The organism is Streptomyces rugosispiralis (assembly GCF_024505145.1).
GTDB classification, from domain to species: Bacteria; Actinomycetota; Actinomycetes; order Streptomycetales; family Streptomycetaceae; genus Streptomyces; species Streptomyces rugosispiralis.
In genome coordinates this window covers 233,961-258,641 of record NZ_JANIAA010000007.1, presented here as the reverse complement: position 1 = coordinate 258,641, position 24,681 = coordinate 233,961, and the positions used below count along the sequence as shown (strand labels likewise).

At 72.2% G+C, this 24,681-nt stretch carries 22 protein-coding genes and 1 pseudogene; 12 read left to right on the top strand and 11 right to left on the bottom strand.

The annotated features are described in order from the left end of the window. Positions 1-305 precede the first annotated feature (305 nt). Positions 306-1,037: a dipeptidase PepE gene (gene pepE, locus NP777_RS14995; protein WP_256650629.1), complete on the bottom strand. Its 732-nt coding sequence runs from the start codon at positions 1,035-1,037 to the stop codon at positions 306-308. Between the two features lie 51 nt (positions 1,038-1,088). After that, positions 1,089-1,901, bottom strand: a complete 813-nt coding sequence (locus tag NP777_RS14990; RefSeq protein ID WP_256650628.1) for an IclR family transcriptional regulator — start codon at positions 1,899-1,901, stop codon at positions 1,089-1,091. Between the two features lie 211 nt (positions 1,902-2,112). Between NP777_RS14990 and NP777_RS14985 the strand changes: the two genes are divergently transcribed. The 4 genes from NP777_RS14985 (at position 2,113) to NP777_RS14970 (ending at position 6,589) form a co-directional block, all read left to right on the top strand. Next, on the top strand, positions 2,113-3,075 hold the full coding sequence (locus NP777_RS14985) for a DUF1177 domain-containing protein (protein ID WP_256650627.1): 963 nt from the start codon (positions 2,113-2,115) through the stop codon (positions 3,073-3,075). Between the two features lie 55 nt (positions 3,076-3,130). Further along, entirely contained in the window at positions 3,131-4,819 is a 1,689-nt protein-coding gene (locus NP777_RS14980) for an OPT family oligopeptide transporter (protein ID WP_256650626.1), read from the top strand. Positions 4,820-4,863: 44 nt separating this feature from the next. After that, on the top strand, positions 4,864-5,676 hold the full coding sequence (locus NP777_RS14975) for an AroM family protein (protein WP_308405126.1): 813 nt from the start codon (positions 4,864-4,866) through the stop codon (positions 5,674-5,676). A gap of 244 nt (positions 5,677-5,920) precedes the next feature. After that, positions 5,921-6,589, top strand: a complete 669-nt coding sequence (locus tag NP777_RS14970) for an aspartate/glutamate racemase family protein (protein WP_256650625.1) — start codon at positions 5,921-5,923, stop codon at positions 6,587-6,589. A 151-nt stretch (positions 6,590-6,740) separates the two neighbouring features. Here NP777_RS14970 and NP777_RS14965 read toward each other — a convergent pair whose 3' ends face one another. Genes NP777_RS14965 through glgX form a run of 3 tightly spaced genes read right to left on the bottom strand, consistent with a single transcriptional unit; the run spans position 6,741 to position 12,767 of the window. Continuing rightward, complete coding sequence (locus NP777_RS14965; RefSeq protein ID WP_256650624.1) at positions 6,741-8,612, bottom strand: ABC transporter ATP-binding protein; 1,872 nt, start codon at positions 8,610-8,612, stop codon at positions 6,741-6,743. After that, positions 8,609-10,468 carry an ABC transporter ATP-binding protein gene (locus NP777_RS14960; RefSeq protein ID WP_256650623.1) on the bottom strand — a complete coding sequence of 620 codons (1,860 nt, stop codon included), beginning with the start codon at positions 10,466-10,468 and terminating at the stop codon, positions 8,609-8,611. Before NP777_RS14960 ends, NP777_RS14965 begins: the two co-directional genes overlap by 4 nt. 34 nt (positions 10,469-10,502) lie before the next feature. Beyond that, complete coding sequence (gene glgX / locus NP777_RS14955; protein ID WP_391858516.1) at positions 10,503-12,767, bottom strand: glycogen debranching protein GlgX; 2,265 nt, start codon at positions 12,765-12,767, stop codon at positions 10,503-10,505. 709 nt (positions 12,768-13,476) lie between these two features. Here glgX and NP777_RS14950 point away from each other — a divergent pair. From NP777_RS14950 to NP777_RS14930, 5 genes are all read left to right on the top strand, one after another. Continuing rightward, on the top strand, positions 13,477-14,694 hold the full coding sequence (locus NP777_RS14950) for a L,D-transpeptidase (protein WP_391858512.1): 1,218 nt from the start codon (positions 13,477-13,479) through the stop codon (positions 14,692-14,694). A gap of 61 nt (positions 14,695-14,755) precedes the next feature. Beyond that, positions 14,756-15,523 (top strand): enoyl-CoA hydratase/isomerase family protein, encoded by a 768-nt coding sequence (locus NP777_RS14945; protein ID WP_256650621.1) that lies wholly within the window; start codon positions 14,756-14,758, stop codon positions 15,521-15,523. Positions 15,524-15,825: 302 nt separating this feature from the next. Beyond that, the gene (locus tag NP777_RS14940; protein WP_256650620.1) at positions 15,826-16,329 is read left to right on the top strand and encodes an ATP-binding protein; all 504 of its coding nucleotides are present in this window, start codon (positions 15,826-15,828) and stop codon (positions 16,327-16,329) included. A 468-nt stretch (positions 16,330-16,797) separates the two neighbouring features. Continuing rightward, positions 16,798-17,448, top strand: a complete 651-nt coding sequence (locus tag NP777_RS14935; protein ID WP_256650619.1) for an N-acetylmuramoyl-L-alanine amidase — start codon at positions 16,798-16,800, stop codon at positions 17,446-17,448. Between the two features lie 171 nt (positions 17,449-17,619). After that, positions 17,620-17,850 carry an EF-hand domain-containing protein gene (locus NP777_RS14930; RefSeq protein WP_256650618.1) on the top strand — a complete coding sequence of 77 codons (231 nt, stop codon included), beginning with the start codon at positions 17,620-17,622 and terminating at the stop codon, positions 17,848-17,850. Positions 17,851-17,908: 58 nt separating this feature from the next. On the opposite strand, the gene NP777_RS14925 is transcribed toward NP777_RS14930, so the two are convergent. The 5 genes from NP777_RS14925 to NP777_RS14905 form a co-directional block, all read right to left on the bottom strand. Then, the gene (locus NP777_RS14925; RefSeq protein ID WP_020868286.1) at positions 17,909-18,217 is read right to left on the bottom strand and encodes a hypothetical protein; all 309 of its coding nucleotides are present in this window, start codon (positions 18,215-18,217) and stop codon (positions 17,909-17,911) included. 53 nt (positions 18,218-18,270) lie between these two features. Further along, positions 18,271-18,921, bottom strand: a complete 651-nt coding sequence (locus tag NP777_RS14920; protein WP_256650617.1) for a glycoside hydrolase family 25 protein — start codon at positions 18,919-18,921, stop codon at positions 18,271-18,273. 574 nt (positions 18,922-19,495) lie between these two features. Then, positions 19,496-20,227 carry a DUF7873 family protein gene (locus NP777_RS14915; protein WP_256650616.1) on the bottom strand — a complete coding sequence of 244 codons (732 nt, stop codon included), beginning with the start codon at positions 20,225-20,227 and terminating at the stop codon, positions 19,496-19,498. Positions 20,228-20,283: 56 nt separating this feature from the next. Beyond that, entirely contained in the window at positions 20,284-21,120 is an 837-nt protein-coding gene (locus tag NP777_RS14910) for a YhjD/YihY/BrkB family envelope integrity protein (RefSeq protein WP_256650615.1), read from the bottom strand. 17 nt (positions 21,121-21,137) lie between these two features. Beyond that, entirely contained in the window at positions 21,138-22,463 is a 1,326-nt protein-coding gene (locus NP777_RS14905) for a hypothetical protein (RefSeq protein WP_256650614.1), read from the bottom strand. 187 nt (positions 22,464-22,650) lie between these two features. Between NP777_RS14905 and NP777_RS14900 the strand changes: the two are divergent. From NP777_RS14900 to NP777_RS14890, 3 genes and pseudogenes are all read left to right on the top strand, one after another. Next, positions 22,651-23,967 (top strand): annotated as a pseudogene (locus NP777_RS14900) (diacylglycerol/lipid kinase family protein); the annotation flags it as partial. A gap of 18 nt (positions 23,968-23,985) precedes the next feature. Beyond that, the gene (locus NP777_RS14895) at positions 23,986-24,306 is read left to right on the top strand and encodes a Scr1 family TA system antitoxin-like transcriptional regulator (RefSeq protein WP_256650679.1); all 321 of its coding nucleotides are present in this window, start codon (positions 23,986-23,988) and stop codon (positions 24,304-24,306) included. Continuing rightward, entirely contained in the window at positions 24,285-24,449 is a 165-nt protein-coding gene (locus NP777_RS14890; RefSeq protein ID WP_391858511.1) for a DUF397 domain-containing protein, read from the top strand. Before NP777_RS14895 ends, NP777_RS14890 begins: the two co-directional genes overlap by 22 nt. On the opposite strand, the gene NP777_RS14885 is transcribed toward NP777_RS14890, so the two are convergent. After that, positions 24,436-24,678 (bottom strand): DNA-binding protein, encoded by a 243-nt coding sequence (locus NP777_RS14885; RefSeq protein ID WP_256650613.1) that lies wholly within the window; start codon positions 24,676-24,678, stop codon positions 24,436-24,438. The two genes, NP777_RS14890 and NP777_RS14885, sit on opposite strands and share 14 nt — an antisense overlap. Between the last annotated feature and the right edge of the window lie 3 nt (positions 24,679-24,681).

Genomic DNA, 24,681 nt, shown 5'->3' with positions numbered 1-24,681 from the left:
GCGCGGCTACGGGCTGTGGGAAGCGCCGCGCCTCGGCCGAGGGAAGAGTGCCATCAATGGACTCGACCTGTCAGGATCGCGACAAGAACTTGTCTGGAAAGTGTCCGTTGACAGGTGTGCCGTGTTCATATGACGGTGATTTACGGTCAATTTCGGTAAGGGGTGATGTCGGCGGCGTATCCCAGCATGACCCGCCATGTCCCACCCTCCCCATGACCCGTCATGTCCCACCCTCCCTATGACCCGCCATGTCCCACCCCCTGTGTCCCACCCCTCCCGAACCCGCCGTAACCCGGTCCCCGCCGTCAGCGCACGGCGGAGTCGAAGCGCGGCTCCTCGCGCAGCAGGGCGCTCAGATCGGCGCCGGGGCGCAGCTCCGCCGGATCCTCGCCACGGCGGAAGAGGATCGCCCCGGCGTCGATGCCGCCCAGGGTCAGCCGGTCCGCGTCCCGGCGCAGCCAGGTGCCCTCGCGCAGGCCGAGCACGGGGACGTCGTTCTCCTCGAGGAACTGCTCGAGCCGCTGGGCCCGGGTCTCGCCCATGTGGGCGGTGTCCGGCTTGGCGTCGAGGTAGTGCGGGTTGATCTGGAACGGCAGCAGGCCCAGCGCCTCGAAGGTGGGCGGCTGGACGATGGGCATGTCGTTGGTGGTGCGCAGGGTCGGGCAGGCCATGTTGGTGCCCGCGCTGGAGCCCATGTAGAGCGCGCCCGCGGCCACCCGCTCCCGGATCGCCCGGACCAGATCGCGCTCGTGCAACGCCTTGAGCAGCCGGAAGCTGTTGCCGCCGCCGACGAACACCGCCTGTGCCCCGCGCACGAGACCGGCCGGGTCGTCGGCGGTGTGCGCACCGGTGACCTCCACGCCCAGCGGCTCCAGGGCCGAGGCCACCTGGGCGGTGTAGCCATCGTGGTCGGCCAGCGCGTACGGCACGAAGACGAGCCGGCGCGCACCGTTCAGCGCCGAGGCGATCTCCTCCCGCGCGTGTTCCAGATAGCCGCGGCCGGGCGCGGCGGAGTTCGACAGCAGCAGCAACTGCATGAGGGGGCCTTTCCGAGAGGGGTCACAAGGGGCGGCGGGACGCCTGGCGGCTCAGCGCCGCTCGCGGTGCGGGGCGCGCCGGAGCCGGGCGGGCGTCAGTGCCCGGCCCAGGTCGGCGGCGCCCTGCAGCAGCGGTGCCACCAGCTGCTCCCGGCGCGGGCGCAGCACCTCGGGGGTGGCGGCCAGGGTCAGGGTGCCCACCGGACGTCTGCCCACCAGAACCGGCGCGGCGAGCGCCGCGGTGTCCGGATCGTACTCGCCCTCGGAGTAGGCGTAGCCCTCGCGCCGCACCTCGGAGAAGCGCTCCTCGAGCCGCACCGGATCGGTCAGGGTGTGCTCGCTGAAGCGCGCCATCGGGCGGCCGTACAGCAGTACGGCCCGGTCACCGGGCGGGAGCATACCGAAGTAGGCGCGGGAGGTGGCCCCGGCGTGCGCCGGGTACAGCTCGCCCGCCAGCACGTAGTAGCGCAGCGGGCCGGTGGCCCCGTCCACCGCCGCGACGCAGCGCATATGCACTCCGTCCGGGACCGCGAACAGCGCGTTCACCCCGACCGCCCCGGCCAGCGCCTCCAGGGTGGGCCGGGCCAGGCTGGCCATGCCGCCGCCCCGCTCCCACACCCAGGACAGATGCCACACCGCCGGGCCCAGCCGGTAGCGGCGTGAGCGCTTGTCGGAGACCAGGAAGCCCCGGTAGGCGAGCGCGGCCAGCAGCCGCTGGGCCACCGACTTGTCCAGCCCGAACTCCTCGGCGATCTCGGTGACGCCCCACTCCGGGCGCTCCCGGTCGAAGGACAGCAGCACATTCAGTACGCGGTCCGCGGTCTGGAGGGGTGGGGCGCCGGTTACGGGCGTCTGTTCGGCCATGACGAAAGGGTAAACATTCTCGGATATAGAGAAAACATTGCGCACTGCGCGACGCCGGGCGGACCCTGGCCAGGCCGGTGCCCGGTGGCAGTGCCCGCCCCGCGCACCGCTTCCCCGCTCATGCCCGGTCGGGCCATCGCCGTCACCGACCGCATCACCCCGACCGACCGCGTCATCCCGACACCGCTTCACCCGCCGTGAGAGGCCAGCCGTGCTCAAACACGTCCTTGACATCATCGAACTCCTCGACCGTCCGCAGACCAGCGGGGCCCTCCTCGCCGACCATCTGCGCGCGGTCCAGGCCGCGGCCGGAGCCGACCCGCAGACGGCGCCCGCGATCGAGGTACGCACCGTCGAGGGCGACAAGGGCAGCACGGACTTCGTCTCCGTCACCGTCCCCGGCCGCCGCGGCAAGCTGTCCGGCGGCGCCGCCCCGACCCTGGGCATCCTCGGCCGGCTCGGCGGAGTCGGCGCCCGCCCGGAGCGGATCGGGCTGGTCTCGGACGCCGACGGGGCGGTGGCGGCGCTGTCCGCCGCGGCCAAGCTGCTGGACATGCACGCCCGGGGCGACGTCCTGGACGGCGATGTCACGCTCTCCACCCACGTCTCCGGCTGGGCCCCCACCCAGCCGCACGACCCCGTGCCCTTCATGGACTCCCCGGTGGACACCCTGGTGTGCAACCGCGAGGAGATCTCGCCCGCGATGGACGCGGTCGTCTCCATCGACACCACCAAGGGCAACCGGCTGCTCAACCACCGGGGCGTCGCCCTGTCGCCCACGGTCTGCCAGGGCTGGATCCTGCGGGTGAGCGAGGATCTGGTGTCCGTCCTGGAGAGCGTGACCGGCGAGTCGGCGCGGATCCTGCCGATCACCACGCAGGACATCACTCCGTACGGCAACGGAGTGCACCACCTCAACTCCATCCTCCAGCCCGCCGTGGCCACCACCGCCCCCGTCGTCGGCCTCGCGATCACGGCGGGCTCGGCGGTGGCCGGATGCGCCACCGGCGCCAGCCACGAGACCGACATCGCCGTCGCGGCCCGGTTCGCCGTCGAGACCGCCAAGGAGTTCGGTCGCGGCGTCGCCCGCTTCCTGGACGCCGAGGAGTTCGCGCGCCTGGTCGAGCTGTACGGACCCATGACCCACCTCCAGGCCCTCACCCCGGAGGGGTGACCGACCCGTCCGGGGCGACCGACCCGTCCCCGCCCCGGACCCCGCAGGAGTCCCCATGAACCCGAACCCCCAGGCCACCGCCGCGGCCGCGGACGCCCCACCGCGGTCGCACCCCAGAGCCTTCGAACCGGTCACCCTCGTCCTGACCATCGTGCTGTCGGTCCTCGGCGCGCTGATCGGCATCGTGCTGATCACCACACTCGGGGTGTCGCCCAATACGGCGGTGATCGGCGCCCTGGTGGCGATGCTCATCGGCCGTATCCCGCTGGGCGTGCTGACCCGGATGCGCTCGAAGCACCGGCAGAACCTGGTGCAGTCGGCGATCTCCGGTTCCACCTTCGCCGCGGCCAACTCCCTGCTCACCCCGATCGCGGTGCCCTTCGCGCTGGGACGTAACGACCTGGTGTGGCCGATGCTCGGCGGGGCCGTCATCGGGCTCGCGGTCGACAGCTGGGTGCTGTACCGGGTGTTCGACTCCAAGCTGCTGCCCGCCACCGGCTCCTGGCCGGCCGGTATCGCGGCGGCCGAGACGATCAAGGCCGGGGACACCGGTGGGCGCAAGGCCGCGATCCTGGGCGCGGGCGCCCTGGTCGGCTTCGTCGGCGCGCTGTTCAAGCTGCCCACCAGCGCCGCGGGTGTGGGCTTCCTGGGCAACATCTGGGCGCTCGCCATGTTCGGCATCGGGCTGACCGTGGGGCAGTACGCCCCCGACTTCGGCTTCGACCTGGGCGCGAACCACGTGCCGCACGGGCTGATGATCGGCGCCGGGCTGGTCGCCCTGGTCCAGGCGCTGCTGCTGATGCGGACGCGGAAGGGCGGGAGCGATGGGGCTGATCAGGCGGAGAGCGCCGACGGCGGCGCGGACGCCGATGGCGCCGACGGTGGCCGTACGGTCCAGGCCCCCCAGCTGCGGCGGGGACTGCTGGAGGGCATGGGCCTCTTCGTCTGCGGCGCGGTCGTGGTCGCGATCGCGGGCGGCGTGGTCGGCGGGCTCTCGCTGCCCGCGCTGGTCGGCTGGGTGCTGCTGGCCGGTGTCGCCGCCATCGTCCACCAGCTGATCGTGGGGCTGGCGGCGATGCACTCCGGCTGGTTCCCGGCCTTCGCCGTCACCCTGATCTTCCTGATCATCGGTCTGGTGCTGCACATCCCGACCGTGCCGCTCGCCCTGCTGGTCGGCTACACGGCCTCCACCGGCCCGGCCTTCGCCGACCTCGGCTACGACTTCAAGGCGGGCTGGCTGCTGCGCCGGGACGCCGCACCCTGGCGGCCCTTCGAGATCGAGGGGCGGCGCCAGCAGTACCTCGCCCAGCTCGTCGGCTTCGGAGTGGCGCTGGTGGTCGTCGCCGTCGCCTGGAAGGCCTTCTTCTCCGACGGCAAGGTGCCGCCGGTCGCGGAGGTCTACGTCACCACCATCAAGACCGGCCTCGAGCCCGGCACCATGACCACCATGCTGCTGTGGGCGATCCCCGGCGCGCTGGTCCAGCTCATCGGCGGGCCCTCCCGGCAGATGGGCGTCCTGCTGGCCACCGGCCTTCTGGTGGCCACGCCCCAGGCCGGCTGGATGGTCCTCGGCGCCCTGGTCGTCCGCCAGCTCTACACCGTGTGGCGGCGGCGCGGGATCGCCGACGCGCGGGCACGCAAGGAGTCCGACGAGCAGGCCGAGAACGATCTGTCGCTGGTCGGCGCGGGACTCGTCGCCGGAAGCTCCCTCAACGACGTCGGCCAGCTCACCAAGGCGCTGTGAACGAGCCCGTGGCAGGCCCCGTCGACGGCCCTGTGAGGAAGGACATGCACGCTGTGGACATCACGGAGACGGTGGACACCACGGAGACGGTGGACACCACGGAGGCCACGGAGACTATGGACGCCGTGGACCGCGACCATCCGGCGGGTGGCCCGGCCCTCGGCCTGGTCACCATCGGCCAGGCCCCGCGCGCCGACCTCCGCCCGGACGCCGAACCGCTGCTGCCCGGGGTGCGCCTGGTCGAGCACGGCGCGCTCGACGCCGACCGGTTCGACGGTGACGCCGAGGCCGCGACCCGCCGACTGCTGGCCCCCGAACACGGGGAGGCTCCGCTGGTCTCCCGGCTGCGCGACGGCCGTTCGGTGCTGCTCGGGCATGGGGCGATCGTCCCGCGCATCGCGGACGCGGTCGCCCGCGCGGAGCGGGACGGCGCCGCCGCGACACTGCTGCTGTGCACCGGCCGCTTCCCCGCGGTACGGGCCCGGCGGCCGCTGCTGTTCGCCGAACCGCTGGTGCAGCAGGCCGTGGCCGCGGCCGTGGGCACCGACCCCGTGGGCATCGTCTGCCCGCACCCGGCCCAGGCGGAGGACGTCTCCCGGCGCTGGGCGGAGCTGCTGCCCGGCCGGGTGGAGGCCGCGGCCGCCGATCCGTACGGTCCCGCCGAGCGCGTCCTGGACGACGTGGCCGCCGCCGCGCGCGGCCTGGCCGAGCGCGGCAGCTCCTGGCTCGTCCTGGACTGCATCGGCTACACCGAGCGGATGCGCACCGCCGCCCTGCGGGCCGCGAACCGCCCCGTCCTGCTGGCCCGCGCGATCGCCGTCCGGATGGCGGCGGAGGTGGTGGCGGCCTCGGCGTGAGGGATGCGCGGCACTCCACCCGCACGCTCGGCGCGGAGGGCGCGCGGCACCTGCCGCGTTCCCCACGCACACTCTCGGCGCGACGGGACGCGGTGCCTCCGCGTGCTCCAGTCGCACCCTCGGGGTGACGGGCGCGCGGCGCCTCCGCCTACTCCACTCGCACTCTCGGCGGTGACCGGTGCGCGGCGCCTACGCGCACCCTCCGCCCGCCCCATCGCCAGTGCCTCACCACCGGAGGTCCACCATGTCCGTCCCCCCGTCCGAAGCCCCGGCCCGGCCCATCGGGGTGATCCGGGTCCTCACCAGCGAGGACGCCGCCGCCGTCGCCACCCATGGCACGGCCATCGAGGAGCGCTACGGTCTGCCGACCGTCTCGCGGTGCATCCCCGGCCAGCCGCACGGCATCCATGACGACGAGTCCGAGGCCCGCGCCGAACCCAAGATCGTGGCGCTCGCCCGGGAGCTGGCCGATGCCGGGGCGCAGGCGCTGATCATCAGCTGCGCCGCCGATCCGGCGCTCGACAAGACCCGGCACGCCGTAGGCGTCCCCGTCATCGGCGCGGGGTCGGCGGCCGCCGCCGTGGCCCTGGGCCTGGGCCGCCGGGTCGGGGTGCTGGGCATCCGGGACGAGGCACCGCCAGCCGTACGCGCCCTGCTCGGCGACCGTTTCATCGCCTCCGCCCGGCCCCACGGCGTCCACCGCACCACCGACCTGCTCGCCCCGGAGGGGCCGGAGGCGGTGCTGGAGGCCGCCGCCGGGCTCGTCGCGTCGGGCGCGGACACGCTGCTCCTCGCCTGTACGGGCCTGAACACCATCGGCGTCCGGCCGCTGCTGGAGCGGCGGCTGGGCGTTCCGGTCGTGGACCCGGTGCTCGCCGCCGGGCTGCTGGCCTCGTACGCGTACGGGGCCTGAGCGGCGGCCGTCAACGGATCGCCGGGCCGTACATCCGGCGCCCGCCGCGTACCAGGTCCGGCCCCCGCCGTACACCCGGCGCCCGCCGCGCACCAGGTCCGGCCCCCGCCGTACACCCGGCGCCCGCCGCGCACCAGATCCGGCCCCCGCCTCACACCAAGCTGTCCCGCCATGCCTGGTGCAGTGCCGCGAACCGGCCCTCGCCCGCGATCAGCCGGTCCGGCGGACCGTCCTCCACGATCCGGCCGTCGGCCATGACCAGCACCCGGTCGGCCGTCTCGACCGTCGACAGCCGGTGGGCGATGACGACCGCCGTACGGCCGCGCAGCACCGTGTCCATGGCGCGCTGCACCGCCCGCTCGCCCGGGATGTCGAGCGAGGAGGTGGCCTCGTCGAGGATGAGGACGGACGGATCGGCGAGCAACGCGCGGGCGAACGCGACCAGTTGGCGCTGACCGGCGGAGATCCGGCCGCCGCGCTTGCGCACGTCCGTGTCGTAGCCGTCGGGCAGCGCGGCGATGAAGTCATGCGCGCCGATCGCCTTGGCCGCCTGCTCGACCTCGGCGCGGGTGGCGTCGGGGCGGCCGATGGTGATGTTGTCGGCGACCGTGCCGGAGAACAGGAACGCCTCCTGCGTCACCATGACCACACCGCGCCGCAGTTCGAGCATGGCCAGATCGCGCAGATCCACCCCGTCGAGCAGCACCCGGCCGTCGCTGGGGTCGTAGAAGCGGGCCAGCAGCTTGGCGAGGGTGGACTTGCCCGCGCCGGTAGCCCCGACCACCGCGACCGTCTGCCCGGCGGGCAGCGTGAGATCGAAGCGGGGCAGCACCTCGCCGCCGGTGCGATAGGCGAAGCGCACCCCGTCGAAGACCACCTCCCGGCCGGGGGCCTTCGTCGGGCGCGGCGGCAGCGGCTTGGGGTCGGCGGGCTCGGGCACGGAGGGGCGCTGGGCCAGCAGGCCCGCGATCTTCTCCAGCGAGGCGGCCGCCGACTGGTACGAGTTGAGGAACATCCCCAGCCGGTCGATCGGGTCGTACAGCCTGCGCAGATACAGCGCGGCCGCCGCGAGCACCCCGAGCGCCAGCGAACCGGAGGCCACCCGGTAGGCGCCCCAGAGCACCAGGGCGGCCACCGCCGCGTTGGCCACCAGCCGGGAGCTGACCACATAGCGGGCCATCTCCAGGATCGCGTCCCCGTTGGCGCGCTCATGGCGGTGGTTCTGCTCGCCGAAGCGCGCGTCGTTGGCGCGCTCGCGGCGGAACGCCTGCACGGGGCGGATGCCGTTCATGGTCTCGGTGAACGTCACGATCACCGCCGCGATGGCCGTCGACCGCTTGCGGTACACCCGCATGGAGCGGCGCTGGAAGGAGCGGATCAGCAGATACAGCGGCCAGAAGGAGAGCACGGCCGCCGCGCCGAGCCCCCAGTCCAGGTACAGCAGCGTGATGGAGATGTAGACCACCGACAGCGCGACCCCGAGCAGCTCCTCCAGGCCCTCGATGAGCAGCTCGCGCAGCGACTCGACGTCCGTCGTGGCGCGGGAGATCAGCCGCCCGGAGGTGTACCGCTCATGGAAGTCCACGCTCAGCGCCTGGGCGTGGCGGAAGATCCGGCCGCGCAGATCCAGCAGCACGTCCTGGCTGATCCGGGCGGAGGCGCGGATGAACGCGTACTGCAGCGCCCCGGAGGCGAGCGCACAGCCCAGATAGCCCGCGCCGACGGCGATCAGCGGGCCGTGGCCGCCGCCCCGGAAGGCGGGCACGGCGCGGTCGATGGCGTACGCCACGAGCAGCGGCCCCGCCTGCACGGCGGCCTGCTGGAGCAGCAGCAGAACGGCCGCCAGCCACACCCGCCGCCGGCGCGGGGAGAGCAGCGAGCGCAGCAGGGCCGGCGACGCGCCCTTGGGCACGGGCAGCACATCGCGGTCGAACGGGTCGTCGGATGCCGCCGCCCGGCCCCCGTCCGTATCCCGGTCGTCCCAGTCGTCCGTGCTCTCCCGATCCTCCTCGACCGTGGTCATGGGCTTCTCTCCCCCTCCTCGGCTTCCTGCCCGGACATCAGCGAGCGGTACTCCGCGCTGTCCCGCAGCAGCCGCTGATGGGTGCCGACGGCGGTGATCCGGCCCCCCGACAGCAGCGCGACCCGGTCGGCGAGCAGCACGGTGGACGGCCGGTGGGCGACGATCAGCGCGGTCGTGGACGCCAGCACCCGCCGCAGCGCCGCCTCCACCAGCGCTTCGGTGTGTACGTCGAGGGCGGACAGCGGATCGTCGAGCACCAGGAACCGGGGGCCGCCCACGACGGCCCGCGCCAGCGCGAGCCGCTGCCGCTGACCGCCGGACAGGCTCAGCCCCTGCTCGCCGACCTCCGTGTCGGTGCCCTCCGGCAGCGCGTGCACGAAGTCGGCCTGCGCCACCTTCAGGGCCCGCAGCAGCTCCTCCGTCCCCGCGTCGGCGGCGCCCATGAGGACGTTCTCCCCGGCGGTGGCGGAGAACAGCGTGGGCTCCTCGAACGCCACGGCCACCAGGGCGCGCAGCTCATCCCGGGTGAGTGCGGTGATGTCCCGGCCGTCGAGGGTGATCCGCCCGCGCGTGACCTCATGGAGCCGGGGGACGAGCGCGGTGAGGGTGGTCTTCCCGGAGCCGGTCGCCCCGACCAGCGCCATGGTCTCGCCGGGCCGGATGTGGAGATCGACCCCGTGCAGCACGGGTGGCTCCTCCGGTGGCGCGTCCGGGTAGGCGAACTCCACCCCCTCGAACCGCAGCCCGCCCTCGCCCTCCCGCTCTTGGCCGGGCTCCCGCGAAGACCGCTCTTGGCCGGGCTCCCGCGAAGCCTCGGCCCGAAGCCGGTCGGCGGCCGTGGCCGGTTCCGCGTCCATGACGTCGAAATAGCGGTCGGTGGCCGTGGCCGCGTCCTGGCTCATCGCGAGGAGGAAACCCAGGGACTCCACCGGCCAGCGCAGCGTCAGGGCGGTGGAGAGGAAGGCGACCAGCGTGCCCGCCGACAGATCCCCGTCGGCCACCCGCACCGTGCCCAGCACCAGCGCCGCGCCGATCGCCAGCTCCGGCAGGGTCATGATCAGCGCCCAGAGCGTGGCCAGCAGCCGCGCCTTGTGCAGCTCGGTGGAGCGGACCTGCTCGGACAGGGCGCGGAAGGCGCGGGCCTGGCTGCGGTGGCGGCCGAAGCCCTTGACGATCCGGACGCCCAGCACGCCCTCCTCCACGACCGTCGTCAGATCGCCGGTCTGGTCCTGCACGGTACGGGCCACCGCCGCGTACCGCGTCTCGAACAGTGAGCACAGGATCACCAGCGGCACCGCCGGGATCACCAGGACCAGGCCCAGGGTCCACTCCTGGGACAGCAGAATGGCGAACCCGGCCAGGATGGTGACCCCGTTGACCACCAGGAAGGTGAGCGGGAAGGCCAGGAACATCCGCAGCAGCATCAGATCGGTCGTGGCCCGCGACAGCAGCTGGCCCGAGGCCCAGCGGTCGTGGAAGGAGACCGGCAGCCGCTGCAGATGGCGGTAGAGATCGGCGCGCATCGCGGCCTCGACGGACGCCAGCGGCCGCCCCACCAGCCAGCGCCGCAGCCCGAACAGCGCGGCCTCGGCCGTGCCGAGGGCGAGCAGCAGCGCACCGCCCAGCCAGACCCCGCCCGGGTCCCGATGGGCCACCGGCCCGTCCACCATCCACTTGAGGACCAGCGGGATGACCAGCCCCATACAGGAGGCGACGACCGCCGCCCCGGCCGCGCCGAACAGCCGCACCCGCACCGGGCGCACATATGGCCACAGCCGCAGGAGGGAACGCGTGGCGGAGCGGTGCCGCGGGGCGGCACCGCCTTCCTGGGCGCGGGGTTCACTCGTCACAGCCATCAGTGGGGAGACTACGGTCCGCCACTGACAGTGCTCACTCGGTTTTTTGGCGTAGGTCCACGGAGGTGAGGGCGCGCAGCAGCAGGACCGAGCGTTCCGGAAGCTCGATGGGCGCGCCCGCCGCGAGGAGTGTGCCCGGGGGCGCGTGCTGCTCCTCGCGGGCGGTGTCCAGCAGGAGCTCGTACCCGCGGGCCCAGGGCGGCCCGGGGAGGGTGAAGGAGACCGGCCGCGGGCCCGCGTGCAGCAGCGCCAGGAAGCTGTCGTCGGAGACCGGGGCGCCGTGCGCATCGCGCTGCGGCAGTTCACGGCCCGACAGATAGGCCCCGAGGGCGGTCGTCGGCGCGTACCAGTCGGATTCGGTCATCTCGGTGCCGTACGGGGTGAACCACGCCAGGTCGCGCAGCCCCTCCGGAGGGCGGGCCACACCGGAGAAGAAGGCCGGGCGGCGCAGCACCGGATGGGCCCGGCGCAGCCGTATCAGCCGGGCGGTGAGCTCGGTGAGGGCGCGCCAGCCGGGGTCCTCCAGCAGCGACCAGTCCAGCCAGCCGGTCTCGTTGTCCTGGCAGTACGCGTTGTTGTTGCCGCCCTGGGTGCGGCCCAGCTCATCGCCCGCGACCAGCATCGGCACCCCGGTGGAGAGCAACAGGGTGGCCAGCAGATTGCGCAGTTGGCGGCGGCGCAGCGCGCGGACGCCGGGGTCGTCGGTCTCGCCCTCGGCGCCACAGTTCGAGGAGCGGTTGTCCGGGGAGCCGTCGCGGTTGCCCTCCCCGTTGGCCTCGTTGTGCTTGCGCTCGTACGAGACCAGGTCGCGCAGGGTGAACCCGTCGTGCGCGGTGATGAAGTTGACCGAGGCGTACGGGCGGCGGCCGCCGCGCTCGTACAGATCGCTGGAGCCGGAGAGCCGGTAGCCCAGCTCGCGGGCGTCGGGCAGCGTCCCGCGCCAGAAGTCCCGCACCGCGTCGCGGTAGCGGTCGTTCCACTCCGCCCACAGCGGCGGGAAGGCGCCCACCTGGTAGCCGCCGGAGCCCACGTCCCACGGCTCCGCGATCAGCTTGACCCGGCGCAGCACCGGATCCTGGGCGATCACGGCCAGGAAGGGGGAGAGCATGTCCACGCCGTGCGCGGCGCGGGCGAGCGCGCTGGCCAGGTCGAAGCGGAAGCCGTCCACGCCCATCTCGGTGACCCAGTAGCGCAGCGAGTCGGTGATCAGGCGGAGCACCTGGGGCTGGACGACGTTGAGGGTGTTGCCGCAGCCGGTGAAGTCGGCGTAGCGGCGCGGGTCCTGCTGCAGCCGGTAGTAGCCGCGGTTGTCCACACCGCGCAGCGAGAGGGTGGGGCCCAGCTCATTGGCCTCGGCGGTGTGGTTGTAGACCACGTCGAGGATCACCTCGATCCCGGCGGCGTGCAGCGCCCGCACCATCCGCCGGAACTCCCCGACCTGCTGACCCCGGGTGCCGCCGGCCGCGTATCCGGCGTGCGGCGCGAAGTAGCCGATGGAGTTGTAGCCCCAGTAGTTGCGCAAGCCCCGGCGCAGCAGATGGTCCTCATGGGCGAACTGATGCACCGGCAGCAACTCCACCGCCGTGACCCCGAGCCGGGTCAGATGCTCGATCGCGGCCGGATGCGCCAGCCCCGCGTAGGTGCCGCGCAGCTCGGGCGCCACCCCGGGGTGGCGCATGGTGAAGCCGCGCACATGGAGTTCGTAGATCACCGACTCGGCCCAGGGCGTCTTGGGCCGCCGGTCCTCGGTCCACTCGTCGGGCGCGCCGGCCGCCGCGTCGTCGCCGACGACCACGCCCTTGGGGACGTACGGGGCGGAGTCGCGATCGTCCCGTACGGTGTCCGCCACATGCTGCTGCGGCCAGTCCCGCACATGGCCGTAGACCTCCGCGGGCAGCGCGAAGTCCCCGTCCACGGCGCGGGCGTACGGATCCAGCAGCAGCTTCGCCGGATTCCAGCGGGCGCCGGTCCAGGGGTCCCAGCGGCCGTGCACGCGGTAGCCGTAGCGGCGGCCGGGCAGCACTCCGGGGACGAAGCCGTGCCAGACCTCGTGGGTGAGCTCGGTGAGCGGACAGCGGAGCTCGTGGCCGTCGTCGTCGAACAGGCAGAGGTCGACGGCCTCGGCGCCGCCCGCCCACAGCGCGAAGTTGGTCCCCCACGCCCCGTCAGGCCCCCGGCAGGGGCGGGCGCCGAGCGGCTCCGGGCTGCCCGGCAGCACGGCCGGGCCCGCCGCGGGGGCGCTGGTCCGGTCGCGGCGCGGCGCGACGGCGGTGGTGCGGTGGCCCGCGGGGCGCCCCACCGCCGTCGCCGAGGGGCGCCCGGGGGCGTCACCGCGCGGCTTCCGCTGGTCTGCAGGCGTCTCCCGCCGGGCTCCGGGCGTCTCCCGCTGGGCTGCGCGCGTCTCCTGCTCGGCTGCGCTGGACACATCGGCCTCCGCGGCTCGCGGCCAACCGCCTCCGCCCCGGGGGAGGGAGGCGGGCAGCACGTCATGGCGGGCCGGTGGGCCCGCGGTGTCCCGTTCCGCACGGCCCGGCCCGCGCCCTCCCACCTGTTCTGCCCGTAATCCCCCTTCTATAAGGCTCGGTTCTCCCCCAGCTACCGCTGGGAGGTGCCCCCGCCGGGGCGCTTATGCCTCCCCCAGCTACCGCTGTGAGGTGCCCGCCTGCCGACGGTCGACGTGCTCGGTCGCCCACGCGGCGGAGCCGCATATCGATCGGAGCCCTCGCTCCCTGCGCGCGACTCCCTTTCGACAGCGACGCGCCCCTTCGGCTCGCCCCCAGCTACCGCTGGGAGGTGCCCCCGGCCGGAAGACCCCAGACCCCGGGGCGCTATGGCGCCCGGCCGGTACCGCCACCCGCCGATCACCGTGGCGCCCCTCCGGCCTGCGACTGAAACGTGACCATCGGGGGGAGTCCACTGTCGGCGGCGTGTGATTACCTATCGAAAGGCGCGCCTGCGCGTGATCGGGGTTGCCGCGGGGGCGCGGCCCGGGGGAGGGGAGACCTGTTGTGACGACGCGGCGGATACCGGGGGCGGCGCGGAGCGGCCGCAAGGGGCTTCTCGCGCTGCTGCTCGGGGTGTCGCTGATGGCGGTGGCCGCGTGCGGCGGCTCCGACGGCGACGGTAAGAAGGGCGAGGACGGCAAGGGCGACCGGCCCAAGACCTCCCGGGCCGTGGTGACCATCGCGCCCAGGGACGGTGCCAAGGGCGTGGACACCAGCGGCGCCCTGAAGGTCACCTCGGCGCAGGGCACCCTGTCCTCGGTCAAGGTCAAGGACGCGAAGGGCACCGCGGTCGAGGGGGAGATCGCCCAGGGCGGGAAGAGCTGGCGGCCCGACACCCACCTCCGCTCGGACACCACCTACACCGTGGACGCGGTCGCCAAGGACGCCCACGGTCTGACCGCGACCAAGCACACCACCTTCACCACCCTCCGTCCCAAGAACACCTTCGTGGGCGTCTACACCCCGGAGGACGGCTCCACGGTCGGCGTCGGCATGCCGGTCTCGCTCCACTTCACCCGCGGTATCACCCACCCGGCGGACGTGGAGAAGGGGATAAAGGTCAGCGCCTCGCCGCCGGTGCCGATCGAGGGCCACTGGTTCGGCAACGACCGGCTGGACTTCCGGCCCCAGGAGTACTGGAAGCCCGGCACCAAGGTGACGCTCCGGATGGACCTTGACGGGATCGAGGGCAGGCCGGGGGTCTACGGCGAGCAGCGGAAGTCCGTGACGTTCACCATCGGCCGCAGCCAGATCTCCGTTGTCGACGCCAAGTCCAAGAAGATGACGGTCAAGCGGGACGGCAAGACCATCAAGACCATCCCCATCACCTCGGGCGCGCCCGGCCACGAGACCTACAACGGCAAGATGGTGATCAGCGAGAAGCATCCGGTGACCCGGATGAACGGCGCCACGGTCGGCTTCGACGGGGAGTACGACATCAAGGACGTGCCGCACGCGATGCGGCTTTCGACCTCCGGCACCTTCATCCACGGCAACTACTGGGCGGGGCGGCCCACGTTCGGTTCGTCCAATGTCAGCCACGGCTGTGTGGGCCTGTTCGACCAGCGCGGCGGAGGGGACTCCGCCACCCCGGCTTCCTGGTTCTTCCGGAAGTCGATCATCGGCGATGTGGTCATCGTGAAGAACTCCCATGACCAGACCGTCCAGCCGGACAACGGGCTCAACGGCTGGAACATGTCCTGGGAGAAGTGGAAGGCGTGACCTCGCCCGGACACCCGCCCCACCCCTCCGCTTCCGTGTTAGCGGGCGCTAACCTGCGCTCATGACTGTGAACCTCGAGGTCGCCGACGGCGTTGCCACCTTCCGCCTTGACCGCCCCCCGATGAACGCGCTCGACATCGCCACCCAGGACCGGCTGCGGCAGCTCGCGGCCGAGGTGACCCGCCGCGACGATGTGCGCGCGGTGGTCATCTGGGGTGGTGAGAAGGTGTTCGCGGCCGGCGCGGACATCAAGGAGATGCGGGAGATGGACCACGCCGCGATGGTGGCCCGCTCCGGTGACTTGCAGGAGTCCTTCACCGCCGTGGCCCGGATCCCCAAGCCCGTAGTCGCCGCCGTCACCGGCTACGCCCTCGGCGGCGGCTGCGAGCTGGCGCTGTGCGCCGACTTCCGGATCGCCGCGGAGAACGCCAAGCTCGGCCAGCCCGAGATCCTGCTCGGTCTGATCCCGGGCGCGGGCGGCACCCAGCGGCTGGCCCGGCTGGTCGGCCCGGCCAAGGCCAAGGACCTCATCTTCACGGGCCGTCAGGTCAAGGCCGACGAGGCGCTCGCCATCGGCCTGGTGGACCGGGTCGTGCCCGCCGAGGAGGTCTATGAGCAGGCCCATGCCTGGGCGGCGAAGCTGGCCAAGGGCCCGGCGATCGCGCTGCGCGCGGCCAAGGAGTCGGTGGACCGGGGGCTGGAGACGGACCTCGACAGCGGTCTCGCCATCGAACGGAACTGGTTCGCCGGACTGTTCGCCACCGAGGACCGGGAGATCGGGATGCGCAGCTTTGTCGAGGACGGGCCGGGCAAGGCCACGTTCCGCTGACACCCGACCGGTTCCGATCGCCTCGGCCGGGGCGTACCACGTCACCCCGGCCGGGTCCGCGGGGCCGCGTATGCCCCCGTGCGAGCGAATTTTCTTCGCCAACGATCGGCCCTCGGCTGACCTGGTCCGGTACGCTGGGTGATCACGCGTACGCGCGGTGACATCGCTGGTCAGGTGGGGTGTTGCGGTTCCCCAACTGCCTTTGGCATATGCCGGATCGGATTTATGGAGCCTGGGGCTCCGGTGTTCGGAATCCCATGGTTCCGCCCCGGATGGCCTTTTGGGCGGCCATGATGGGGGGCATGGCGGGCTTGGAGGGAATGGAGCAGCCGCAGCAGCGCACTGGTACGGCTGCGGTGCGGGGGGTGCCATCCGTCGAGGACGACCTGGCCCGCAGGGCGCTTGACCTCTTCGGGAACCCCGCGTGCGAGGAGGTGCGGCTGCCCTCCCGGCCCGAGTCCGCGGGGACCGCCCGCCGGATGGCCGAATTCGTGGTGGCGCGCGACTGGGGGCTGGGCCTTCAGCTCGCCGAGCACACGGTGCTGCTGGTCTCCGAACTCGTCGGCAACGCCGTACGGCACACCGGCGCCCGTACCTTCGGGCTGCGGATGCTGCGGCGGCGCGGCTGGATCCGGGTCGAGGTCCGCGACCCGTCCCGGGGGCTGCCGTGTCTGATGCCGGTGGGGGAGCTCGACACCAGCGGGCGCGGGCTGATGCTGGTCGACCAGCTCTCCCAGCGGTGGGGGGTCGATCTGCTGCCGTGCGGCAAGACGACCTGGTTCGAGATGCGAGTGGCCGAAAACTGATCGTACGTACGCCCGTACGGGCCTCGTGTGGAGCGTGAAAGAGCGTGCAGGGCAGTGAGAGAGCGAGGAAGGGGCCCCGTGTCGTCGCGCGCCGACGGCACGGGGGCCCCTTCCGTCCCCGGCCATGGCGCGAAAGGGGTGTTCGCCCTGGCATTCGGGGGAAGCGACCTCGCTCAGGTCAATGGGGGTCGCGGCCCCGACTATCGCAGAGACGGTAGATCAGTTCCAAGCCAATCCAAGGTGAGGTGCAACACTTGCCTTGTTAATGGCGGGTAGAGCGGCAAATTTCCTTTGTTGTCGACTTGATTCTTGTGAAACTCCAGTGGTCCAGACCGTGACACGAAATCTTTCATTGCGCGGCGGTTCTTGGCATGGCCCTGCCGAGGACTCACCATGGAACCGCGCTACGCGCGTCACACCCCCACGCGTCACCCCCTTTGTCCCCGCTACGACATTCGGGAGACCCCCATGGAAGCGCACGGCCGCACCCCCACCCGGCGCGCCCTGCTCCGCTCGGGCGCCTACCTCGCCACCGCCGCCACCGGACTCGCCGCCACGGCCGCGACCGCCACCACCGCCCACGCCGACGACAGACGCCGCCGCCGCGCGGCCGCCGCCTATCCCCCCACCCACTGGATCCCGGCCTCCACCTCCAACTACCGCGTCTCCAGCCGCCCGACCTCGTATCCGATCGACTTCATCGTCATCCATGTGACGCAGGAGACCTTCCCGGACGCGATGAAGATCTTCCAGGACCCGGCCAAGCAGGTGTCCGCCCACTACATGGTCGCCTCGGCCGACGGCTACATCGGGCAGTTCGTCCGGGAGAAGGACGTGGCCTGGCACGCGGGCAACAAGGACTACAACAACCGCAGCATCGGCATCGAGCACGAGGGCTGGGTGGACGACGCCAAGTGGTTCACGGACGCGATGTACGCCTCGTCCGCCGCCCTGACCGCGGCCGTCTGCGACCGCTACGGCATCCCCAAGAACCGCGACCACATCATCGGCCATGTGGAGGTCCCCGGCGCCGACCACACCGACCCCGGCCCGCTGTGGGACTGGGACCGCTATATGAGGCTGGTCAACGGAGGGAGCCGGGTACGCCGCGGAGTCTGAGGCCGCGAACCGCCGAGTCCGAGGCCGAACCGCGGCGTATGCCTGGTACGCCGCGTGCGGCTCGTACGCCGCGACCGAACGCCGAGCGCGCCGTGACACGGCCGAGGCGAACCGGCCACCCCCGACCGCTAATCTGTGCGGGTCAGGAAACGCACGGAAGGGGCGGAACAGGTGGCGGACATCGAGGCGGCGCGCAGGGCGTTCGAGCGGTATGACCTCAACGGTGACGGTCAGATCACCGCGGCCGAGTACAAGAGCGTGATGGCGCAGCTGGGGGACCCGTATGTCACGGAGCCCGTCGCCCAGGCCGTCATCAACGCCCACGACTCCAACGGTGACGGGCTGCTCACCTTCGACGAGTTCTGGGCGGCCCAGAACAAGGACGGCGAGAAGACCGGCTGAAACAGGCCGCGGGCGGACCGCCCGAACGGGCCTACGGACGGCGGCGCGGCCGGCGCGTTCAGCGCCAGCCGCGCCGCTGTGCGCCGGCCCGCCGTCTGCGGTCGTTGCACAGCAGACAGCGGCCGTAGCCGGGCGGCAGCGGGTCGTCGGGATCCCCGTACAGCGGATCGACGGCCCCGCGCGGATGCTCGGGGCAGCCCGTGGAACCGTGCTCGGCGGTCAGCGAGCCCGCCGCGGCGAGCGCCCGGCGCAGGGCGTCGGTGAGCAGCTCGGTCTCCGGCCCGGAGGGTGCGGCGTCCAGCGAGAAGGCGATGTCCGACGCGGTGGTGAGCGCGCTGCGGAGTTCGCGCAGGTCTGCGTAACTCATACCGGGCAGCGTAGGCGCCCCCACCGACAACGCCCCGAGGGGCCCGGGGCGGGTCAGGCCCCGTCCTCCACGCTCTCCGCACCCTCCGCCGTGCGGGCGTCCGCCGCGTCCGCGACGTCCTCCGTCTCCTCATCGGCGGTGAGCGCCGCCCGGCTGGGGGCGGCCCATGCCTGGAGCGCGGACTTGCTGGAGAAGTTCGCCACGTCCTTGTCCAGCGGGCGGTCGGCGTACTGGTGGATCCGCCACTTCGCCTTGATGCGCGGCTTGCCCGCCGTCACGTAGTCCGCTATCCACAGGCCGTCGCCCGCGTACGACGTGGTGTCGTAGTTGAGCCAGAAGTTCCGGTTGCAGTAGAGCATCACCCGGTGGGTGGGCCGCAGCTTCTTCACTTCCCGGATGAACCGGTCCTTCTCGGCGTTGCTGGCGCGGGTGCCGGAACCGGTGGTCTCCCAGTCCACGGCGAGCAGATCGTGCTTCTGGGACGCGCACTTCTCGACGAAGTAGCTCGCCTGGGCCGAGATGTTGCCCGGCCACAGGAAGTGGTAGAAGCCGACCACGCATCCCGCCTTGCGCGCCCGAGACGCCTGCGAGGCCTGTTTCGGGTTGATGTACGACCGGCCTTCGGTGGCCTTGATGAAGACGAAGGCCAGCCCGTTTGTGTCGAACGTGGACTGGTGCGAACTCACGTCGATGCCGTGCAGCATGGCGCCTACCTCGGGTCAAGAACGGGTGAATACACGGGTGTTATTCCCCCTCTCGTAGGCAGGACCCTACTGGGACGGGATCTCGGTCCGCAGCCGTTCGGTCGCAGACTGAGGGAGCTGGACTCGAAGAGAAGCGGACCCGAGGGTTTGGCCATCCCCCGGGCCCTGTGATGCCGCCCAACTGCGCACGCCCACCGGATGGGAACGGGTCAGTCTGATGTCGTCGTGTTCTTCCGTTGAACTACCGCTCCACGAAGCGGGGCGGGCCGGATTCGAACCGGCATCCGACGACCGAGCCCGTGCCCGGTCGGTGCGGCGATCGGCGGCGAATGCTGAGGCTGGAGCGAGAATCTGAGATTGAACGCGTGCCACGGGCGCACGGTCCGCTCGAAGACCGGGGGCTGAACCCGGCTACCTCCTGGGACGGACCGTCCCCTCTCGTGACCAAGTGCTCGGAGAGGTGGTCAAAACCTCCCAACACAGCCGCGTGCATCACGACGAGCTTCAGTATCAGCTTGCGCTCCTCGCGCACCCCGCACCGCCGCTTGACCCGGCGGCCGGGGAGTCCATGACGCTACCCGAACAGGTAGCCGAAGACCACCTCACCCATGCGCTGATCGGTGACCTCGACGCCGTTGGCCTCCTCGCGGGCGAACTTGACCGCCTGCTGGAGCTTCTCCACCCGGTCGAGCACCTCGTTGACGCGCCGCGCCGGGAGGGCGCCGGAGAACTTCACGGTCGTCCAGTAGCCGACCGGGATGTCCTCGTAGTACACCTCGACCTGCGCCGGGTGCTTCTCCGTGGCCTCCGCCTTCACGTGGTTCCTGGGCACCTTCTTCGTACGGACGGTCCGCACGGCCTCGGTCTTCCAGCAGTCCGTCGACGGGTCGAGCGACCACGACTCGGCGGCGTCCAGGGTCGGCAGCCGGCGGATGAGGGTGGCGATGTCCGTCAGCTGCTTCTCCAGGAACAGCAGATACGAGACCGGTACCTCGCGCAGCAGCGTGCGCCCCTCGACCTCGATGTCCGCACGGGCCTCGCAGTTCGTCCAGTCCTTGGTGGCGGTCACGTCGAACAGCCGGGTCAGCGTGGTCGCGGTATCCCGGAGGATGTCCTCCGCCTTCACCTGCACCCGCGTCGACTCGGGCGGCAACTGCTCGCCCTCCTCGTCCTTCGGCTGATACGTCCGGGAAATACCCGCCAGCAGCACCGGCTTGTCCAGCCGGCGCTGGGACGCCGTCAGGTCCGCCTGCGTCTTGGACTTGACGCCCTTCTCCACCGCGATGATCTGATTGAGTTTCGCCACGTGAGGGACGCTAGCAGTGCCGAACGCCCCCTCTCGAACGATATTCGAGGCGACCTTCAGGGGCGTTCCCGTCCCCGCGGCGGGCGGATGGCCCGCGCGTACCGTTCCGACGAGGCCACCGTCGGCCCGGCCGCGAGACCGGCCACGGCGATCAGAAAGACGACGATCAGCCAGGTCAGAAGGGTGAAGACGGGCCCGAGCGGGCCGAAGTCGGCGAGGCTGCGGGCCATGGCCACGGGCATGATCAGCCGGGAGAGGTACCCCAGCAGGACGGTCCCCACACCGGCGAACGCGGCGCCCGGCAGCAGATGTGTCCAGGTCACGCGGCCGCTCAGCAGGAGATGCTGGGTCCACCACCACAGCAGAACGGCCGACAGCAGGGACAGCGCCAGCCCGGAGACGATGCCCGTACCGAACCCCTTGCGCACCGGCGCCTGGACGAGGAGCACCGCGAGCCAGACGAGCAGCCACAGCAGCCAGCGCCACGCCGTGACGCGCACCTTCGCTCTGGGCAGCTCCCAGCACCGTTCGCAGATCGCCTGGAGCGCCCGGCTGAACGCCGTCGCGGACACCAGGGCGACCAGCAGTCCGACGACCCCCGAGGTGTTCTTGGCCGTTCCCCGGGTGGTGAACGTACGGCGTACCTCGTCGAGGACGTCACCGCGCACGCCCACCACCGAGCGCAGGGAGTCGGCCAGGAGGTGCTGCAACGTGTCGGGGACGAAGGCCGCCACCGCCATCAGCAGGGGGAGTGCGGTGAGGAACGCCTGGGCCGCCAGCCGGGTGGCGGCTTCCAGCACGTTCACGGCCACCAGCCGCTCCAGGAACCGGGCGGCCGGGCCGCCGCCGATCGCGGTCGTGACGCGTTCCCACAGCGTCCGCGGCGCCCTCATGGCATACCGCCCGGCCGTCAGGGGTGCCCGGGGCGGCCGCTCGCGGCTGGACCGGCCGCCCCGGCGAGGATGCCGAGCAGCGCCAGGACCCCCACGACGATGCCGAGGACGAGCCCGACGGACGCCGGAGTGGGGTGGTTCCACAGCACCAGGGCCAGCGCGCCGCCCGTGATCGCGACGCCGGTGGTCCAGGCCCGATGGGTGTCCAGCCAGCGGCCGAACCCCCCGGTGCGGGCTCCGACGCGGGCCAGGCCCCGGCCGATGGCGCCGGTGCCGCGCGCCGCGGCCGAGCGCACGGCGCGGGCCCCGCGCCCGGGGCCGTACAGATACGCGGCGACCGCGGTGACGATCGCGACGACGAGAAGGGTGCGGGTGCTTTCGCGCAGGAAGCGTACGAGCGTGTCGAAGATGAAGGCCGCCGGGTCCCGGGGCAGGGTCGCGGGCGGGACGGAGTCCAGGTAGACGCCGCGCACCACGGCCAGGCCGACCAGCAGCGCGATCATCATCACCGCCGTGCCGATCCCGGCGGCCAGCAGCGTGAGCCGATGCGCGGGGGAGACCCACACGGCGAGCGCGGCGAGCACGATCGTCACGGCGGGCAGCCAGGTGCCGAGGACGTCGAGGAGACGCATCGCGCCTTGTGCCTTGTCCAGCTTGTCCGTTCGCACCAGCGTGAACTGCCGGTCGATGTGCGGGAACTTGGCGGCCTTCTCGTAGCCAGCCCGGACGAGGCGCTGTTTGACGTTGTCGACAAGGGTGCCGATGTCCAGGACGATCGCGTTCCCGCGGGCCTGGACCGCGCTGTTTCCCTCACCGGTGAGGACCTTGACGACGGCGGCGTGGGCGCGGCGGTTGGCCGCGTCCCACACCAACGGGAACTGCTCGCTGGTGATCGCCTTGTGGACCACGTGGTGCACGGCGTTGGTGAGGGCGCTCTCCAGCGGCCCGCCGAGCATCCGGGTGCCGTTCACGACGACGGACGGGGCTCCGGTCTTGTTCAGGTTCTTGGCGAGGTGAGCGGTGATGGCGGGCACATCGACCCGGTCGACCACGCGTTTGGTGAGCCGGTTGGTGACGGCGGACTGGACACCGGGGTTCCTGGCGATCGGGGCGACGGTCTGGACATACCGGTGAGGGTCGGTGATCTCTTCCTGCAGCCAGGTGGCGACGACGGCGAGCGGGGAGAGCAGGATCGCCAGGACGAGCAGCACACACGCGCCCGCGTGGCGAAGCCGCCGGTGGCGTACGGCCGCCGCCCCGCGCAGCCGCTCGTACTCCCTTCGCTCGCCCCCGCTCAGCGGGTGGGGCTCGGCGGGGCCGGAGGCGTCGGCGGACGAATCCATGGGTCCTCCCTCGCGCGGGACGGAGGGAAGCGCCACCGGACGCATCTCCTCGATCCGCGGTCCGAGGTTCTGGAAACGCGGCGACGGGCCGTTTCGATTCGCGGCCGGGAGCCGATCTGGTGGCGGGGTGGCGCGGTGGCGCGGTGGCGAGCCCGGCGCGGGGTACCCGTGGCCCCCGGGAGGTCACATGACGTCGGCGGCACCCTGGACGGCGCGCCTGGCCCTGGTCGCGGGAGCCATGGCGGTGGTGGTCCTGCTCCTGTTCGCCGGGGCGCGGAGCGTGGTGCTGGTCGCGCTGGGGGTGGGCGGGACGGCGGTCGCGCTGGCGGGCGTGTGGTGGACGCTGGCCCACAGAGGGCCGGTCAGGGTGCTGGCCGCCGTGCTGGCGGTGGCGGCGCCGGTCGCCGTCCTGGCCCTGTACGCGCTGGCCGGGCTGTTGTGGGTGGTGCTGGTCTCCCTCGCGCTCTGGGCGCTGGCGGTCGCCTCGGGGCGGTTGGCGCTGGCGGAGGAGATCGGGCCCCGGCGCTCGGCGGAACGCCGGGTCGCCCCGCCGCGACGGCCGTTCCTGATCATGAATCCGCGCTCCGGCGGCGGGAAGGTCGGCCGCTTCGGCCTGCCGGAGAAGGCGGAGGCGCTGGGCGCACGGGTGGCCGTCCTGGACCCGGATCACCCCGTCGACGTGGCCGGGCTCGCCCGCCGCGCCGTCGAGGAGGGCGCGGATCTGCTGGGCGTGGCGGGCGGCGACGGCACGCAGGCGCTGGTGGCGGGCGTGGCGGCCGAGCACGGTGTCCCCTTCGCGGTGATCCCCGCCGGGACCCGCAACCACTTCGCCCTGGACCTCGGGCTGGACCGGGACGATCCGTCGGCCTGCCTGGACGCGCTCACCGACGGTGTCGAGCTCCGCGTGGACCTGGGCTTCATCGGCGACCGCGTGTTCGTGAACAACGCCTCGTTCGGTGCCTACGCGGCCGTCGTCCAGAGCCCCGCCTACCGCGACGACAAGGTCCGCACCACCCTTCAGCTCCTCCCCGACCTGCTGACCCACGAGTCGGGGCCGGAGCTCGTGGCGAGGGCGGGTGCGCTCGTCATGGACCGGCCGCAGGCCGTCCTGGTGAGCAACAACCCGTACCGCGCGGGCGACCCGGCGGGCCTGGGGCGGCGCGAGCGGCTGGACGCCGGTGTCCTCGGCGTGCTGGCCGTCACGGTCGACTCGGCCGCACAGGCGGCCGGACTGCTGCGCGGCCGCAACGCGCCCGGACTGGTCTCCGCGACCGCCGGGGACGTGGCCGTCGACACACGGGAGCCGACCGTCCCGGTCGGCGTGGACGGCGAACCCCTCACCCTGCGGACCCCGCTCCACTGCCACATCGCACCGGGCGCCCTGCGGGTACGGGTCCCGAGACACCGCCCGGGGGTGCCGGCCGGCAGACCGGCCATGGACTGGCACAGGGTGCGGCGGCTGGCGCTGACCACCGTCAGGACGGCGGCGGGGCGCGGACCGCACCGATCACGATTACGGCACGTGCGGGTTGCCGCGCGCAGCCCTCCCCGTCCCCCGGGAACCGGAGCCCCCCGGCGCCGCCCGCCCACCCCCGGCCCAGCCCTCGACCCCGCCCCGCTCCGGCCGGAGGAACCTACGGGCAGCAATAGCTTCACCCTTCTGACGTTCGACGATGGACCGTGCACTGTGTACGCAGATACAGCCATGGCAGGCCAGATGATCGATTCACCGGCAGAAGTGGAACTCGCGACTACCAGGTACGACCGAATCAGGGCTTCGGCTTTGTCGCCGGACGCAGCAACGGGAACGAAGGCCGCCGCGTGGAGTTCGCGCCCTCCATAGCCACCACCGCCGGTGTCGTCCCCGTCCGGGACAGCAAGCACCCGGCAGGCCCCGCCCTCGTCTTCCCCGTGGAGGGGTGGGACACGTTCACGACCGCTCTGCGAATCGGAGAATTCCCACGCTTCTCTTTTATTGTTCCCTGAACTCGCGCAGCCACTCCAGGTAGTCTTCTGTGCTGTGCAGGTAGGTTGTCGGGTCAGACTTGAGGTCTGCCCCGCTCAAGCGGTCGAGCGCTTGCCAGACATCGGCGTCCAGTAGGTCCGGGGCGTCGCCCTGCATTGTGGAAGTCGCCCATTCGGAGACGTCCTCCGGGGGGCTGGCGCCTTCTGTTAGTGCCGTGAGTCTTTCGATGATTTCATTCCTCAGATTCATGGA

Coding starts and splice junctions, on each gene's coding strand:
- pepE (WP_256650629.1), bottom strand. CDS start 1,037: ATGCAGTTGCTGCTGCTGTCGAACTCCGCCGCGCCCGGCCGCGGCTAT.
- NP777_RS14990 (WP_256650628.1), bottom strand. CDS start 1,901: ATGGCCGAACAGACGCCCGTAACCGGCGCCCCACCCCTCCAGACCGCG.
- NP777_RS14980 (WP_256650626.1), top strand. CDS start 3,131: ATGAACCCGAACCCCCAGGCCACCGCCGCGGCCGCGGACGCCCCACCG.
- NP777_RS14975 (WP_308405126.1), top strand. CDS start 4,864: ATGCACGCTGTGGACATCACGGAGACGGTGGACACCACGGAGACGGTG.
- NP777_RS14970 (WP_256650625.1), top strand. CDS start 5,921: ATGTCCGTCCCCCCGTCCGAAGCCCCGGCCCGGCCCATCGGGGTGATC.
- NP777_RS14965 (WP_256650624.1), bottom strand. CDS start 8,612: ATGACCACGGTCGAGGAGGATCGGGAGAGCACGGACGACTGGGACGAC.
- NP777_RS14960 (WP_256650623.1), bottom strand. CDS start 10,468: ATGGCTGTGACGAGTGAACCCCGCGCCCAGGAAGGCGGTGCCGCCCCG.
- NP777_RS14945 (WP_256650621.1), top strand. CDS start 14,756: ATGACTGTGAACCTCGAGGTCGCCGACGGCGTTGCCACCTTCCGCCTT.
- NP777_RS14940 (WP_256650620.1), top strand. CDS start 15,826: ATGGCGGGCTTGGAGGGAATGGAGCAGCCGCAGCAGCGCACTGGTACG.
- NP777_RS14935 (WP_256650619.1), top strand. CDS start 16,798: ATGGAAGCGCACGGCCGCACCCCCACCCGGCGCGCCCTGCTCCGCTCG.
- NP777_RS14925 (WP_020868286.1), bottom strand. CDS start 18,217: ATGAGTTACGCAGACCTGCGCGAACTCCGCAGCGCGCTCACCACCGCG.
- NP777_RS14920 (WP_256650617.1), bottom strand. CDS start 18,921: ATGCTGCACGGCATCGACGTGAGTTCGCACCAGTCCACGTTCGACACA.
- NP777_RS14910 (WP_256650615.1), bottom strand. CDS start 21,120: ATGAGGGCGCCGCGGACGCTGTGGGAACGCGTCACGACCGCGATCGGC.
- NP777_RS14905 (WP_256650614.1), bottom strand. CDS start 22,463: ATGGATTCGTCCGCCGACGCCTCCGGCCCCGCCGAGCCCCACCCGCTG.
- NP777_RS14885 (WP_256650613.1), bottom strand. CDS start 24,678: ATGAATCTGAGGAATGAAATCATCGAAAGACTCACGGCACTAACAGAA.